This is a genomic window from Poseidonocella sp. HB161398 (assembly GCF_005870025.1).
Taxonomy (GTDB): domain Bacteria; phylum Pseudomonadota; class Alphaproteobacteria; order Rhodobacterales; family Rhodobacteraceae; genus Mangrovicoccus.
Genome location: NZ_VATA01000100.1, coordinates 1 through 14,444, shown reverse-complemented (window position 1 = coordinate 14,444; position 14,444 = coordinate 1). Strand labels below are relative to the sequence as shown.

Annotated in this window: 14 protein-coding genes; 10 read left to right on the top strand and 4 right to left on the bottom strand. The window is 72.7% G+C overall.

Annotated elements, in window-relative coordinates:
• A partial coding sequence (locus tag FGX59_RS37900) for a hypothetical protein (RefSeq protein WP_206078510.1) occupies positions 1-300 on the top strand: 300 nt, incomplete at its 5' end.
• Between the two features lie 993 nt (positions 301-1,293).
• On the opposite strand, the gene FGX59_RS33830 is transcribed toward FGX59_RS37900, so the two are convergent.
• A complete protein-coding gene (locus FGX59_RS33830) occupies positions 1,294-3,006 on the bottom strand; it encodes a ShlB/FhaC/HecB family hemolysin secretion/activation protein (protein ID WP_171060960.1) in 1,713 nt (570 codons plus the stop codon).
• Positions 3,007-3,387: 381 nt separating this feature from the next.
• On the opposite strand from FGX59_RS33830, the gene FGX59_RS33825 reads away from it, so the two are divergent.
• A complete protein-coding gene (locus FGX59_RS33825) occupies positions 3,388-6,138 on the top strand; it encodes an AAA family ATPase (protein WP_138472734.1) in 2,751 nt (916 codons plus the stop codon).
• A 463-nt stretch (positions 6,139-6,601) separates the two neighbouring features.
• On the opposite strand, the gene FGX59_RS33820 is transcribed toward FGX59_RS33825, so the two are convergent.
• The 3 genes from FGX59_RS33820 to FGX59_RS33810 are packed head-to-tail and all read right to left on the bottom strand — an operon-like array spanning position 6,602 to position 8,440.
• Entirely contained in the window at positions 6,602-7,639 is a 1,038-nt protein-coding gene (locus FGX59_RS33820) for a YeeE/YedE family protein (protein WP_138472732.1), read from the bottom strand.
• Positions 7,640-7,659: 20 nt separating this feature from the next.
• The gene (locus tag FGX59_RS33815; protein ID WP_138472730.1) at positions 7,660-8,073 is read right to left on the bottom strand and encodes a helix-turn-helix transcriptional regulator; all 414 of its coding nucleotides are present in this window, start codon (positions 8,071-8,073) and stop codon (positions 7,660-7,662) included.
• Positions 8,066-8,440: a thioredoxin family protein gene (locus FGX59_RS33810; RefSeq protein WP_138472728.1), complete on the bottom strand. Its 375-nt coding sequence runs from the start codon at positions 8,438-8,440 to the stop codon at positions 8,066-8,068. Before FGX59_RS33810 ends, FGX59_RS33815 begins: the two co-directional genes overlap by 8 nt.
• 72 nt (positions 8,441-8,512) lie before the next feature.
• Here FGX59_RS33810 and FGX59_RS33805 point away from each other — a divergent pair, with 72 nt between their 5' ends.
• The 8 genes from FGX59_RS33805 to FGX59_RS33770 all read left to right on the top strand — a co-directional run.
• Positions 8,513-9,250, top strand: coding sequence for a cytochrome c biogenesis CcdA family protein (locus tag FGX59_RS33805; RefSeq protein WP_138472727.1), 738 nt, complete (start codon positions 8,513-8,515; stop codon positions 9,248-9,250).
• 32 nt (positions 9,251-9,282) lie between these two features.
• Positions 9,283-9,849 (top strand): thioredoxin family protein, encoded by a 567-nt coding sequence (locus tag FGX59_RS33800; protein ID WP_138472726.1) that lies wholly within the window; start codon positions 9,283-9,285, stop codon positions 9,847-9,849.
• Between the two features lie 104 nt (positions 9,850-9,953).
• Positions 9,954-10,427: a sulfur oxidation c-type cytochrome SoxX gene (soxX, locus tag FGX59_RS33795; protein ID WP_138472725.1), complete on the top strand. Its 474-nt coding sequence runs from the start codon at positions 9,954-9,956 to the stop codon at positions 10,425-10,427.
• Positions 10,428-10,484: 57 nt separating this feature from the next.
• Positions 10,485-10,904 (top strand): thiosulfate oxidation carrier protein SoxY, encoded by a 420-nt coding sequence (gene soxY / locus FGX59_RS33790; RefSeq protein ID WP_138472724.1) that lies wholly within the window; start codon positions 10,485-10,487, stop codon positions 10,902-10,904.
• A gap of 20 nt (positions 10,905-10,924) precedes the next feature.
• Positions 10,925-11,251, top strand: a complete 327-nt coding sequence (gene soxZ / locus FGX59_RS33785) for a thiosulfate oxidation carrier complex protein SoxZ (RefSeq protein ID WP_138472722.1) — start codon at positions 10,925-10,927, stop codon at positions 11,249-11,251.
• Positions 11,252-11,309: 58 nt separating this feature from the next.
• Positions 11,310-12,158, top strand: coding sequence for a sulfur oxidation c-type cytochrome SoxA (soxA, locus tag FGX59_RS33780; RefSeq protein WP_138472721.1), 849 nt, complete (start codon positions 11,310-11,312; stop codon positions 12,156-12,158).
• A 62-nt stretch (positions 12,159-12,220) separates the two neighbouring features.
• A complete protein-coding gene (soxB, locus tag FGX59_RS33775) occupies positions 12,221-13,912 on the top strand; it encodes a thiosulfohydrolase SoxB (RefSeq protein WP_138472720.1) in 1,692 nt (563 codons plus the stop codon).
• A 13-nt stretch (positions 13,913-13,925) separates the two neighbouring features.
• Positions 13,926-14,444, top strand: a 519-nt coding sequence (locus tag FGX59_RS33770) for a molybdopterin-dependent oxidoreductase (protein ID WP_171060959.1), incomplete at its 3' end; no start/stop codon positions are given.

Genomic DNA, 14,444 nt, shown 5'->3' with positions numbered 1-14,444 from the left:
GCCCTTGCCTGCGCCGCCCCCGCCGCCGCCTCCGCCGATCCGCTGGCCCGCGGCAGCGCCCTCGCCGAAGCCTTCCTCGCGGGCGAGACCGGCGCGATCTGGGACGGCGCCGCGCCCGCCCTGCGCGCCGCGCTCGGCACGCCCGAAGCGCTCGGGGACCTGCGGACCGCGCTCGCCGCAGACTTCGGCACAGAGGAAGCCCTGCTCGCCCAGACCTGGCGCCATGCCGCCCGGCTCGACACCTACATGCGCCTCGCCCGCTGGAGCGCCGAAGGCAAGCGATCTGCCGGGGCCGGTTGACCGCATGGCTGCGCTCCGGGAGGCCGCGCCGTGCGCCATAGGCGCAGGGGGCCGGCCGGGGCGGAGAGGATGCGCCTGCTTGCATGCATCGGCGGCAATTCCAGGGCTTCGGGCAGGACGGCCCGAAGAAAGGAGACGCCTTGCCCCCGCTGGCCGGTATCGGTGCCCCTCGATCCTGTTGCGGAATGCAAGGCGGCTCCGGCGGCAGGCGCAGGCGCTGCGGATGTGCCGGGTCCGGCCTGCCACGGTGCGGCGGCCGCAGCTGGAAGGGCTGGCACGGCGTTGCCCGGGAGGATGGATGCACCAGCCGGACCCTCGCGCGGAGCCATGGCGGCAGGTCCGCGGAGCAGCGCGTCCGCCCGGGGGAGGTCCGGCCCGGCGGAAACGCGGGGTCGGGGGAGCGCGCCCCGCGCCTGCCCTGTCGCGGAACCCCGCCGCGGCGCAGGCGGAGCGCGGCAGGACCCTGGCCGGGCCGCTGGCGAGGCGGGAGATGCGGGACGGAGGCTTCGGGTCCGCCTTCCGCCCTGCGCATCCGCGCTTGACCGGTCTCTCCCCGGCAGCGGGACCCGGGTCGCGGCAGAGGGGTCCGGACGGCGAGCGGGAGGGCGCAGGCCGGGATTCGGCGGCGTCCGGACCGCGGACCGCACTGGTTCTGGCCCGCACGGGCCGGTGCCGCACCGTCGTCTGGACCTGCATCGCCGCCCTGGCCTGGCCCCGCGCGGGCTTGTGGAACCGGGGGCGATCTCACCGCAGCAGCCCCGGCACGGGAGGAGACAGGCCGCCTGCGGGGCGCCGCCCTCGGCTGGCGTCGCGCGCCCGGGGAGCAGGAGAGGCGCCGCGCGGGACAGGACCGGGCAGGCCGCCCGGCCGCGCCGCGGCTGGCAGGCCTGCCCGGCTGCCGGGCCCCGTTGCTGCCAGGGCCCATGCCGGAGGCGCGCGGCCCGCCGCCGCGGGGCCGGAAACGCGCGGCCCGCCGCCGCGGGCCGACGGCGCCTAGAGCGGGATGACGAAGCGGAACAGCAGCTTCCCGCCGGGATCGTCGAGGCTGTCGGCGACATGCCAGGGCGCGGCGGCCAGCAGCTCGAAGCTGACCCGCTCGCCGAAGAGGCCGCGAAGGCCGAGACCGGCCGAGCCGAGGCTCTCGCTCTTGGGGCCGTCGCCGGGATCGTCATGCCAGACCCGGCCGTAATCGGCGAAGGCCACGAAGGACAGGCCCGGCACCAGCGCATTGCCGGTGGCGACATCGCGGCTGAGCTCCAGCTCGGTCCCGGCGCCGCTCTCGCCGGAAAGCGCGCCGCTGTCGAAGACCCAGCCATAAGGCTCGCCGCCGACCGCGAAGTCCACAGCCGCCGGAAGATCCATCGGCGCGTACTGCCCGGCCGCGCGGAGCACCAGCCCGGTCTTCTCGCCCAGGCTCTGGCTGACCTCCAGATTGGCGCGGCCGAACTGGTAGTCCGAGGGATCGCCGAACGTCCCGTCGCCGAGATCGAAGCCCTGGCCGATCTCGCCGCCGAGCACCAGCGCGCCATGCTCCAGCTCGCGGTCATAGCGCAGGCCCAGCGTCGCCCAGCCGGTATTGCTGCGCGCCTCGGGCTCGTCGAGCTGGTTGACCGTGTCGCCGCGGAAGGTCAGCTCGGCGCGGCCTGTCAGGCTGTGCTGCAGCCGCCGCAGGAAGGGATAGGAGACGTAGGCGCTGGCGATCCGGGTGACCGCGTCGATCTCCAGATCCTCCACCGAGCCGCCCGGGCGCCGCTTCAGGTAGGTCAGGCTGTAGCCGAGGACATGGCCGTCATGGCCGACCGGCACGTCATGGGCGAGCTGCAGCAGCGCCAGCTCCTCGGGATCGTCGGGCACGGTCGCGCCGACCATGGTCAGCGTGTCGAACCGGCCCGTCAGGTCATGCACCGCCAGCACGGTGGACAGCTCCAGCGGCCCGAACTCGTCGCTGCCGAAATTGTCGAAGACGATCTGGCCGCTGCTGCGGGAGAAGCCGACCTCCAGCTTCAGCACGCCGCCGCCCGAGGGCGTCTCCGGCCGGATCAGCGTGCCCTGGATCTCGAGCCCGCCGAGATCGCTCATCAGGAGGAGCGCCCGCTCGGCCTCGGCGACGCGGATCGGATGCATTGCCAGGATGCGGTCGATATAGGGTTTCAGCCGCTGGTCGATGCCGGGGATCGCGCTGTCGATCTCGACCCGCTGGACGTAGCCCTCGTAGACGCGCAGCCGGACATTGCCGTCGGCATAGTCCTGCACCGGCACCACGGTGTGCGAGAAGTACCCCGCCCGCAGATAGGCGGCGTCGACCTCCTCGGCGATGCGGTAGAGATCGGCCAGCGAGATCTCGGTGCCGAGCCGGTCCTGCCAGATCGGCGCCAGCTGGGCGGCGGGAAGGGTGGTATTGCCCGCGATCGCAACCGTCTCGAGCGCGAAGCGGATGGCTTCGGCATCGGCGGCCTCGACGCGGGCGCGCTGGTCCTGGACCGTGATGTCCACGCTGCCGACTTGCGGCGGCGGGGTGAACCGGTCCAGGATGGTGGTCTGACCGGCCACGACCCGCTCGACTTGGGGAAACGATTGGGCCGTGACCGGCGCGGCAAGAACCATGGCTGAGAGGAACGGGAAGGCCCGCCCTGCCAGCACATGGGCCGTGCTGCCCTTTCGCGGCAGGAACCGGCCGAGGCCGGCTGCCGCTGTTGCGGTGCTCACGGGTCCCGGCATGCGGCGGCGCCTCATGCCGTCTTCCCCGCCGGGACTGCGCCGGACGCCGCGCTGCCGGCGGCGCGGATTGTCGTTGACGGATGGACGACGCGGCAGAAAACCGCCTCATCCGCCGAAACCATGTACATTGCCACCTGCCGCACTACCTCTTGATGCCCTGTGTCTGACCGCCTGACGTACCGTCCCGTTACGGCCTGCGCCGGCCCCTCGCGGACGATGGCCGGAGATTGAAACGATTTGCCACGCAAACAAAGCGGGCAATCGGTTCAATTTCGGTATAATGCTTGCCTTGAACGGTAAAACCTGCAGGTCCGGCCGTAGGCTGGGCCCCGCGGAAGCGCGACTTGGGACGTTGTGGACTTAGTGTCAGTGACCAGTATCGAACTCGATATCGCCAGCGGCGAGCTTCTCTGCGACGGGGCGGCCCACCGCCTGCGGCGCAAGACGCTGGCCGTGCTGGTCGCGCTGATGGAGCGCCAGGGCGAGATCGTCAGCCAGGACGAGCTGCGCCAGATGATCTGGGGCAGCCGCCATGGCAGCGATGCCGGGCCCAAGCAGTGCATCCGCGAATTGCGCCGCCTGCTGGAGGACAGCCCCGGCGCGCCGCGCTTCATCGAGACGGTCGGCCGCCAGGGCTACCGGCTGGTCGCGCCGATCGAGCTGGCCGGGGGCGGCGCGCTCCTGCGCAGCGGCGGGGCGCTCTGCGTCGGGCGCGCCGGGGAACTGTCGCAGCTCTCCGCCCTGGCCGAGACCGCGCGCCGCGGCAGCCGCGCCGTTGCGGTGATCGCGGGGGAATCCGGGGCCGGCAAGACCCGGCTGGCCGACGGCTTCCTCGCCGGGCTGCCGGGCGGCGTGCCGCTCTGGACCGCGCGGGCGCAATGCATTCCCCATCCCGGCGCGCGCGAGCCCTACGGCCCGCTGATCGAGATCCTGGGCCAGCTGCCCGGCGGGCGCGGCATGCCCGATCTGCCGGCGCTGATGCGCGAGGCGGCGCCCTCCTGGCTGGCGCAGCTGCCCGGCCCCGACCGCGGCGCGGTCCCTGCAACGGCGCTGGAGCCGGTGCCGTCGCAGCCCGACCCGATGCTGCGCGAATTCAGCGAGCTGATGGAGCGGCTGACCCAGCAGCTGCCAGGCATCCTCGTGCTGGAGGATCTGCACTGGGCCGATCCGGGGACGCTGGACTGGCTGGGCAGCTGGGTGCTGCGCCGCGCGCCGTCGCGGCTCCTGGTGATCGCCACCTATCGCGACGAAGAGCTCGAGAGCGCCGCGGAGCTCGCGGGCATGCTGCACCATCTGGCGCGCAGCCCCGGCTATCTGCAGCTGACGCTGGGCGGGTTCGACGCCGCCGCGGTGACCGCCTATCTCGACGGACGGTTCCGCGGCAACGCCTTCCCGCCCGAGCTCGGCGCGGCGCTGGCGCAGCGCACCGAGGGGCACGCCCTGCTGGTCGACGCGGTGGCCGGGCAATGGGTGCAGGATGGCGACATCCGCCAAGCCGAGGGGCGCTGGACGCTGCAGCGCCCGGTGGCCGAGATCGTCGCCCGGATCGCGCCGGGGCTGCGCAGCCTGATCGCGGGCGAGCTGGCGCGGCTCGACCCGGCGGAGCTGGAGCTCCTGGAGCGCGCCGCCGTCGCCGGGCTGAGCTTCTCCGCCGCCGCGCTGGCCGATGGCAGGCCCGGGCTCGAGGCGCTGGAGCAGCGGCTGGAGCGGCTGGCGCGCAACCGCCGCTTCATCGAGCGCGCGGGCATCGCCCTGCTGCCCGACGGCACGATGGCGACGCGCTACGCCTTCCGCCATGCGCTCTACCAGGAGGCGATCTACGACAGCATCCCCGCGGCGACCCGCCAGGCCATGCACCTGCGCACCGGGCGGCGGCTGGAGACCGTCTACGGGCCGCGCGCCGCCGAGATCGCCCCGGGGCTGGCCGACCATTTCGAGCGCGCCGCCGACTGGCCGAGCGCGGCCCTGCATCGCGGGGTCTCGGGGATGCGCGCGCTCGACCGCGGCGCCGCGCCGGACGCGGCCGGGCAGCTGCGCCGCGCGCTGGCGCACCATGCCGCCTGCCCGCCCGGCAGCGGGCCGATGGCCGAGGCGGAGCTGCGCAGCCTCCTGGGGCTCGGCGCCGCGCTGATCGTCTCCGAGGGCTTCACCGCCGCCGAGCTGCGCCAGGTCTATGGCCGCGCCGCGCTGCTGGCGCGGGGGGCGGGCGACCCGTCCGCGCTGGTTCCGGTGCTGGCCGGGCTGTGGAACGACCAGCTCTCCCGCGCCGAGCTGGACCGCGCCGCCGAGCTGTCGGACACGATGCTGGAGCTTGCCCGCGGCGGACCGGCCGGTCCCGCCATGGCCGCGGCCAATGCCGCCGGGCAGTCGAGGTTCTTCGCCGGGCAGATCTCCGCGGCGCTGCCCTATGTCGACGCGGTGCTCGGCCGGCTGGACGGCAGCGCCGCGGCCGGGACCGCCGCGCAGTTCGGCGAGGATCCGGGCGTGGTCTGCCATCAATATGCCGCCTGCCTCTGCCAGTTCGCCGGCGATGCCGCCGCGGCGGAGCGCCATCTGCAGGCGGGCACCGCGCGGGCCGAGGAGCTGGGCCAGCCCTTCGGCCGGGCGCAGATGCTCTGGGCCGGGGCGCTGGTCGCGCGCGAGCGCGGCGAGGCCGGGCAGATGCTGGAGCAGGCCGGGGCGCTGATGGCGCTCTGCAGCTCCGCCGCCATCCCCTTCTGGCTGCCCTACGGCCAGATGCTGGCCGGCTGGGCGCAGGCCCGGCTGGGCCGGCCGGGCGGGCTGGCGCTCCTGCGGGCGGGGCTGGAGGCCAGCGCGGGCATGCAGGTCCGTCTGGTCCGGCCCTACGGGCTGGCGCTCTTCGCCGAGGCCGCCGCGCATGAGGGCCGCCCGGCCGAGGCGCTCGGCGCGCTGGCGCAGGCGCTGCGCCTGGCGCGGCGGAGCGGCGAGGGCTGGTACATGGCCGAGATCCTGCGGCTGCGCGGCGACCTGCTGGCCTGCACCGGGCGCAGGGAGGCGGCGCGCCATGCGCTCGAGGCTGCGGCCGGGCTGGCCCGCCGCCAGGGCGCGGCCAGTTTCGAGGCCCGCGCCCGGGCGCGGCTGGCGGCGATGCTGCCCTAGCAGGCTGCTGAAAAAGGGAACTAGGGGAGTGCCGCGGAGGAAATTGTCCCAAATCCGGCCAAGGCGGCTCCGTGACGCGAGCAAGCTTGGCCGATCTTGGGACCAATTTCCCAGTTTCGCCCCACGTTCCACGGTCGAACAGACTATTTCAGCACCCTGCTAGGCCCCTTGATCGCCGTGTGAGCCGGCTGGGCCGGCGGCCCCTCCCGCGTCATTCTCCGTCGAGGGATGCGCCAGGCGAGCTGGCGCGGGATCACGGGACTGGGGGAGAGACCGGATGCAGGGCGGCATCTTCACCGTGCGGCATGTCCGCAAGTCGACACATCCGGTGGCGGTGGCCGCGGGCCGGACGGAATGGGCCGCAAATCCGATGGCAGGGTCCTCTGCCGGAGCGGATCGCCACGCGTGTCACCGGGGCACCCGCTCCCGCGGCAGAGGCGGCAGGCTCTTCCGCCCCGCGCGCTCATTCCGGCTGGCAGCCGCCGATCAGCCGGTGCAGCCCGGCCGCCGCTCCGGCGGCGATCGCCGCCAGCGTCACCGGGCCCGACCAGGCCAGCACCGCCGTGCCGCTGACCCCCTGGCCGACCGAGCAGCCCATCGCCACCACCCCGCCGATCCCCATCGCCACCGCGCCGCCGACCTGGCGGCCGAGCTCGCGCGGGTCCTCGCAAGCCTCCCAGCGGAACATGCCGCGCAGCACCGATCCGGCGAAGCCCCCGGCCATCACCCCCGCCACCGAGCCGGTGGCGAAGGACAGCCCGCCCGCGGTCGAGGTCATCAGCCACAGGAGGCTGCGCCCGAGCGGCGCGACATAGGACGGGCCCTCCACCCCGATCGCGCCGAAGCTGCGCGCCCCCAGCCAGCTGGTCGCGACGAAGGCCCAGGCCACGGCAAGCCCGGCCGCCACGCCCCAGGCGACCTGCCCCGGCCGCGCCCGGAGCGGCGCATGCGCCAGCCCCCAGCCGAGAAGCGCGAGCCCGAGGAGCGCGGCGACCAGCGGCTCGGACAGGCCCGCCGCCCGCGAAATGTCATGGGCGATCCCCGTGGGCGCCGCCGCCGGCACCTGCGGGAAGAGCGCCACCCGCAAGGGCGCCAGCGGCCCCGAAAGCGCCGCGAAGCCCGCGATCGCCGTGACCACCACCACGACCATCGACCGCAGGTCGCCGCCGCCGAAGCGCACCAGCGCGCCGAAGCCGCAATTGCCCGCCATCGCCATGCCGTAGCCGAAGAGGAGCCCTCCGAGAATGCTGGCCAAGGGGCTCCAGGCGAGGGCGCGATAGGCCGTCGCCTGCAGATCCGCCCAGCCCGCGAACCCCGCCGCCTGGGTCGCCAGCACCGCCGTGCCCAGCACGATCCCCCATTGCCGCAGCCGCCGCCGGTCCGTGCCGTAGAGCGCATGCTCGATCGCGCCGAGCGTGCAGAAATTGCCCATCCGGGCCGCGAGCCCGAGCACGCCCCCGGTCGCGAGCCCCGCAAGGGCCGCCAGCATCCCGTCCGTCATGCCGTCCTCCCAGCGGCTTGTCAGTCCCCCCGGCGCGCGGTCGCTGCCGCGCTCTCCGGGTCCTCCCCGGCGGCGAAGAGCCGGTCGAGCAGGCGCACGATCTCGCGCACCCTGCCGTCGAGAAGGGAATAGTAGATCTGCTGCCCGTCGCGGCGGGCCTGGACCAGGCCCTCCAGCCGAAGGCGGGCGAGCTGCTGGCTGACCGCCGCCTGGCGGCTGGACAGCAGCGTTTCCAGCTGGGCGACGCTCTTCTCGCCGCCCGCCAGATGGCACAGGATCAGGAGCCGCCCCTCATGGCCCATCGCCTTGAGGAAGGTCACCGCCTCCTCGGCGCAGGCCACCACCGCGGCGGTCTCGGCGGGCGCCAGCGGCAGGGCCGCCTCGGCGGCGCCGTCCGCGAAGCTGCCGAATCCGGGGGAGACCGCGTCAGACATCGTCGGCCTCCGCGATCAGCCGGCCGAGCAGGCCCCAGAAGAACTCCGCGCCGGGATAGCCCTCGATCCGGCCGGTCTCGACCCCGTCCTCGAGCAGAACGAAGCTCGGCGTCAGGGCGCCCGGGCGCGCCAGCGACACGCCGCCGGGCAGCGGATCGCGGATGTCGAGCCGCCAGAGCGGCGCCGCCTGCCCCTCGGGCGTGTGCGGATAGGCCGGCGCGATCTCGCGCTCCCATTGCAGGCAGTAGGCGCAGCCGGGCTGCAGGAGCACCGCAAGGCGCAGCTCGGCCCGCCCCGCCCCCGCGAGGAACGACAGGACCGCCAGCGCGAGGGCGGCGGCACGGCAATGGATTGACGGTCGCTTCATGATATATAAATATCACGATGTTCCGACCTGTCGCAAGCCGGCCGGTCGCAGCGGAGTCGGGAGGGCTCCGTCATGCTCGACATCACCCTTGGCAGCGCGGCCCTGGCGGGGCTCCTGTCGTTCCTGTCGCCCTGCATCCTGCCGCTGGTGCCGTTCTACCTGAGCTACATGGCCGGGCTGTCGATGCAGGAGCTGCAGGACAGCGCGGCGATCCCGCCCGGCGCAGGGCGGCGGATGGCGCTCTCGGCGCTGGCCTTCGCCTTCGGCGTCACCACGATCTTCGTCCTTCTCGGGCTCGGCGCCACGGCCCTCGGCGCGCTCTTCCTGCAGTGGAAGGACGTGCTCGCCTGGGCCGCGGCGGCGGTGCTGGCGCTGTTCGGGCTGCATTTCCTCGGCCTCCTGCGGCTGCCCTTCCTCTACCGCGAGGCGCGGATCGAGGCGAAGAGCGACCCCTCGACCCTGGCGGGCGCCTACGTGATGGGGCTGGCCTTCGGCTTCGGCTGGACGCCCTGCGTCGGCCCGGCCCTGGCGGCGATCCTGTTTCTCGCCTCGGGCAGCGGCGATCCGCTGCGCGGCGGGCTGCTCCTCTTGGTCTACGGCCTGTCGATGACCCTGCCCTTCGTCGCGGCCGCGCTTTTCGCCCGGCCCTTCCTCGGCCTCGTCCGGCGCCACCGCCGCGCCTTCGGCCATGTCGAGAAGGCGATGGGCGCCATGCTGGTCGTCTTCGCCATCCTCATCGCCACCGGCCAGGTCAATGCGATCGGCCAGTGGATGCTCGAAACCTTCGACTGGAGCGCGACCCTGTCCTGAGCCGCGCCCGCCTGCCACGGGAGGAGCCCCGAATGCCGACCCCCAGACTGACCGCCGCGCTGGCGGCCCTGCTCTTCGCCCTGCCCGCCCTCCTGCCCGCCGCCGAGGTGCCCCTGGGCGATGACGGGCTGCACAAGCCCGACTGGCTGCAGGACACGTTCCGCGACCTGCGCGAGGATCTGGCCGAGGCCAATGCAGAGGGGCGGCGGCTCCTCTTGATGGTGGAGCAGCGCGGCTGCATCTACTGCGCCGAGATGCACGAGGAGGTCTTCCCCGATCCCGGGATCGACGCCCGGCTGCGCGAGCGGTTCTTCGTCGTGCAAATCAACATGTTCGGCCAGACCGAGGTCACCGATTTCGACGGCACCGTGCTGGGCGAGAAGGACATGGTCCGCCGCTGGGGCCTGGCCTTCACCCCGACGCTGATCTTCCTGCCCGAGGAGGTGCCGGACGGCGCCACCGCCGTCTCCGCCGCCGCGGTGGTGATGCCCGGCGCCTTCGGCCGCGCCACCACCCGGGCGCTGATGGACTGGGTGCTGGAGCATGGCTACGCCTCGGGCGAGCTCTTCCAGGAATACCTGGCGCGGCAGCCGCAATAGCCCGCGGAATTTTGCAGCCGCAGAAATATGCATATATAGGAATATACTATTGCCAACTTGTCGCAGACTCGCGTAGCATCGGTCCGTGGATAGGGAGGAGATCCATGAGACAGACCGTGTTTCCCCTGGCCGCGGCGCTTGCGCTGTCGGCGGGCGGAGCGGCTGCGCAAACCCCGCCGGAAGAGGTCGTCTTCGGCCCTGACGGCGCGGTTGCCGCCTCGCTGACCGGCGCGCCCGGCAATGCCGAGGAAGGCGCCCTGGTCATGGCCGATCGCGGCCTGGGCAATTGCGTGGCCTGCCACCAGGTGGCGGCCCTGGCCGCCGATTTCCAGGGCAATATCGGCCCGCCGCTCGACGGCGCCGGCAGCCGCTGGAGCGAGGCCGAACTGCGCGGCATCGTCGCCGATGCCAAGCACAGCTTCGACGGCTCGATGATGCCGTCATTCTACAAGACCGGCCCCTATATCCGCCCGGGCGACGCCTATACCGGCAAGGCCCCCGCGGGCGCGCTGCCGCCGATCCTGACGGCTGCGCAGATCGAGGATGTCGTCGCCTACCTGGCGACGCTGGCCGACTGACGCCGCCCGCAAGGGCGGCAGGGGCGAAGGGCGCATCCGCGCCGGAGGAGGACCTGAATGGAACTGACCAGACGCAACACGCTGGCGCTGGGGATCGGCGGGCTGGCCCTGGCCGCGCTGCCCGCCGCGGCGGCCGCGGCGCTGGAGGAGGCGATGGCCGCCTTCACCGGCGGCGCGCAGCCCGCGGAAGGCGGCGGGCTGATCCTGACCGCCCCCGAGATCGCCGAGAACGGCAACACCGTCCCGGTCTCGGTCTCGGCCCCGGGGGCCGAGGCGATCGCGCTCTTCGCGGCGGGAAATCCCGAGCCGGAGGTGGCGACCTTCACCTTCGGGCCGGCAGCCGGGTCGCAATCCGCCTCGACGCGGATCCGCCTGGCGCAGACCCAGGACGTACATGCCATCGCCCGGATGGCCGATGGCAGCTTCGTGCAGACCCGCGCGGTGGTGAAGGTCACCATCGGCGGCTGCGGCGGCTGAGACCAGGGAGGAAAACCGCAATGGACGGCGTGAAACCCCGCGTGAAAGTCCCCAAAACCGCTGCGGCGGGCGATGTGGTGACGATCAAGACGCTGATCTCGCACCCGATGGAATCGGGCCAGCGCAAGGCCCAGGACGGCAGCCTGATCCCCCGCCAGATCATCAACCGCTTCACCTGCCATTTCGAGGATGCGCTGGTGATCGACGTGGCCATCGACCCGGCAGTGGCGACCAACCCCTATTTCGAGTTCGACGCGAAAGTCGGCGGCGCCGGGGTCTTCAGGTTCGCCTGGCATGACGATGACGGCTCCGTCTACGAGGACAGCCAGCCGATCAGCCTGGCGTGACAGGCAGGGCGGCCCGCGCGCCCCGCGCGGACGGCCCCACCCAAGGGAGGAGCATGACATGAAGATGCACCGCATCGGCCTGGCCGCGCTGCTGGCCGGGCTTGCAGGCGCGGCCGCGGCCGGACCGGATCTGGAGGCCGTCCTGGTCGTCAACGGCGAGGAGACGCTGGCGACCCGCGCCCCCGCGCCCGACCATCTCGAGGGCGCGCTGCCCGAGCTGCTTTCGGGCTGGCTCTACCGCGACCCCGCGACCCGGGCCATGGAAATGGACGATTTCGACAATCCCGGCATGATCGCCGCCGATACCGGCCTGGCGCTCTGGTCGCAGCCCGAGGGCGGCGAGGGCAAGGCCTGCGCCTCCTGCCACGGGGACATCTCCTCGATGAAGGGCGTGCGCGCCGCGATGCCGAAGGTCAATGCCGCGGGCACGCTGTGGAGCATGGAGGACTACGTGAATGCCTGCCGCACCGAGCGGATGGGGGCCGAGGCCTGGGGCTGGACCTCGGACCAGATGAAGTCGATGACCGTCGCGCTCTCGCTGCAGTCGCGCGGCATGCCGGTCGATGTCGCCATCGACGGCCCCGCCGCCCCCTACTGGGAACAGGGCCGCGAGATGTACTACACCCGCTACGGCCAGCTCGAGCTCTCCTGCGCGAATTGCCACGAGGACAATAACGGCAACTACATCCGCGCCGACCATCTCAGCCAGGGCCAGACCAACGGCTTTCCCACCTACCGGCTGAAGCAGGCCGGCATCATCCCGATCCACAACCGCTTCAAGGGCTGCATCCGCGACACGCGGGCGGAGACCTTCAACGAGGGCTCGCCGGAATTCCGCGCGCTCGAGCTCTATGTCGCCTCGCGCGGCCAGGGGCTTGCCGTCGAAGGGGTGGCCGTCCGGCCCTGACCCCGTCCCGTCCCGCACCGGCCCCCGCGCCGGTGCCTCCGCCATAGCAGGGAGTATTTGCCATGATCTCGCGCCGCGAGTTCATCCAGGCGGGCTTTGCCGCCTCCGCCCTTCTGGGCGCCTCCGGCCACGGACGCTGGGGCCGCCTCGCCGCGCAGCAGGCGCTGAGCCAGGACCAACTGCTGGAGTTCCGCGACTTCGGCAATGTCACGCTGATCCATGTCACCGACATTCATGCCCAGATGAAGCCGGTCTGGTTCCGCGAGCCCTCGGTCAATCTCGGCGTCGGCGAGGCCAGGGGGCAGCCGCCGCACCTGACCGGCCGCGCCTTCCTCGACCATTTCGGCATCGCCCCGGGCAGCCCCGGCGCCTATGCGATGAGCTCGGAGGATTTCGCCGCGCTCGCCCGCGGCTACGGCCGGATGGGCGGGCTCGACCGGGTCGCCACCGTGGTCAAGGCGATCCGCGCCGCGCGCCCGGGCGCCATCCTGCTCGATGGCGGCGACACCTGGCACGGCTCCTGGACCGCGCTGCAGACCCGGGGCCGGGACATGGTCGAGGCGATGAACCTCCTCGGCGTCGAGGCGATGACCAGCCACTGGGAATGGACCTACGGCGCCGGCCGGGTCGAGGAGATCGTCGCCGGCCTGCCCTTCCCCTTCCTCGGCGCGAATATCTTCGACGCGGAATGGGACGAGCCCGCCTTCGATGCCTGGACCATGTTCGAGCGCGGCGGAACCGCCGTCGCGGTGATCGGCCAGGCCTTCCCCTACATGCCGATCGCCAATCCCGGCTGGATGTTCCCGGACTACTCCTTCGGCATCCGGCAGGAGCGGATGCAGGCGGTGGTCGACGAGGCCCGCGCCGCGGGCGCCGGGCTGGTGGTCTGCCTCAGCCATAACGGCTTCGACACCGACCGCAAGATGGCCGCGCAGGTGGCGGGCATCGACGTGATCCTCTCGGGCCATACCCATGACGCCATCCCCGAGCCGGTGCAGGTGGGCAATACCATCCTCATCGCCAGCGGCTCGAACGGCAAATTCGTCTCCCGCGTCGACCTGGAGGTGCAGGACGGGCGGATGACGGGCTACCGCCACAAGCTGATCCCGGTCTTCGCCGACGCGATCGCCCCCGATGGCGAAATGGCGGAGCTGATCGCCGCGCAGCGCGCGCCCTACGAGGCCGAGCTTGCCGAGGTGCTGGGCCAGACCGAGAGCCTGCTCTACCGCCGCGGCAATTTCAACGGCACCTGGGACGACGTGATCTGCGACGCGATCCGCGCCGAGCGCGATGTCGAGATCGCGCTCAGCCCCGGGGTGCGCTGGGGGCCGACGCTCCTGCCCGGCGATCCGGTCACCTTCGAGGACCTGCTGAACGCCACCTCGATGACCTATGGCCGCTGCTACCGCAGCGAGATGACCGGCCGGCAGCTGAAGCTCGTCATGGAGGATGTGGCCGACAACATCTTCAACGCCGATCCCTACTACCAGCAGGGCGGCGACATGGTGCGCGTCGGCGGGCTGTCCTACGAGATCGACATCTCGGCGCCGATGGGCGAGCGGATCGGCAAGCTGGCGCTCACCGATACCGGCGCGGCGCTGGAGCCGGACCGCAGCTACACGGTCGGCGGCTGGGCCAGCGTCAGCCAGGACACCGAGGGCCCGCAGATCTGGGATGTCGTCGCCGATCATATCCGCGGCCTCGGCACGATCCGGCGCGAGCCGTCCGACACCGTCACCGTCACCGGCGCCTGAAAGGAGGCCCCCCATGAGCGACAAGACCCGTCCCGACCCGGCGCGCCGCGCCTTTCTCGGCGCGGCCGCGGCCGGCAGCGCGGCCCTCGCCGCCGGGGCCGCCCGCGCGGCAGGCCCCGACCCGCTGATCGCGGAGGTCCAGCCCTGGGCCAGCGAACTCGGCGATCCGGTCGATGCCGCCCCCTACGGGCTGCCGATCCGCTTCGAGGACCATGTCATCCGCCGCAATGTCGACTGGCTGACCGAAAGCCCGCTCTCCTCGATCAACTTCACGCCGATCCACGCGCTCGAGGGCACGATCACCCCCGCGGGCTGCGCCTTCGAGCGGCACCATTCCGGCGCTATCGAGCTGTCGAAATCCGACTACCGGCTGATGCTGACCGGCCTCGTCGAGCGGCCGCTGGTCTTCACCTACGAGGATCTGGCCCGCTTCCCCCGGCAGAGCCGCGTCGCCTTCCTGGAATGCGCCGCCAATGGCGGGATGGAATGGGGCGGCGCGCAGCTCGAGGGCTGCCAGTTCACCCAGGGCATG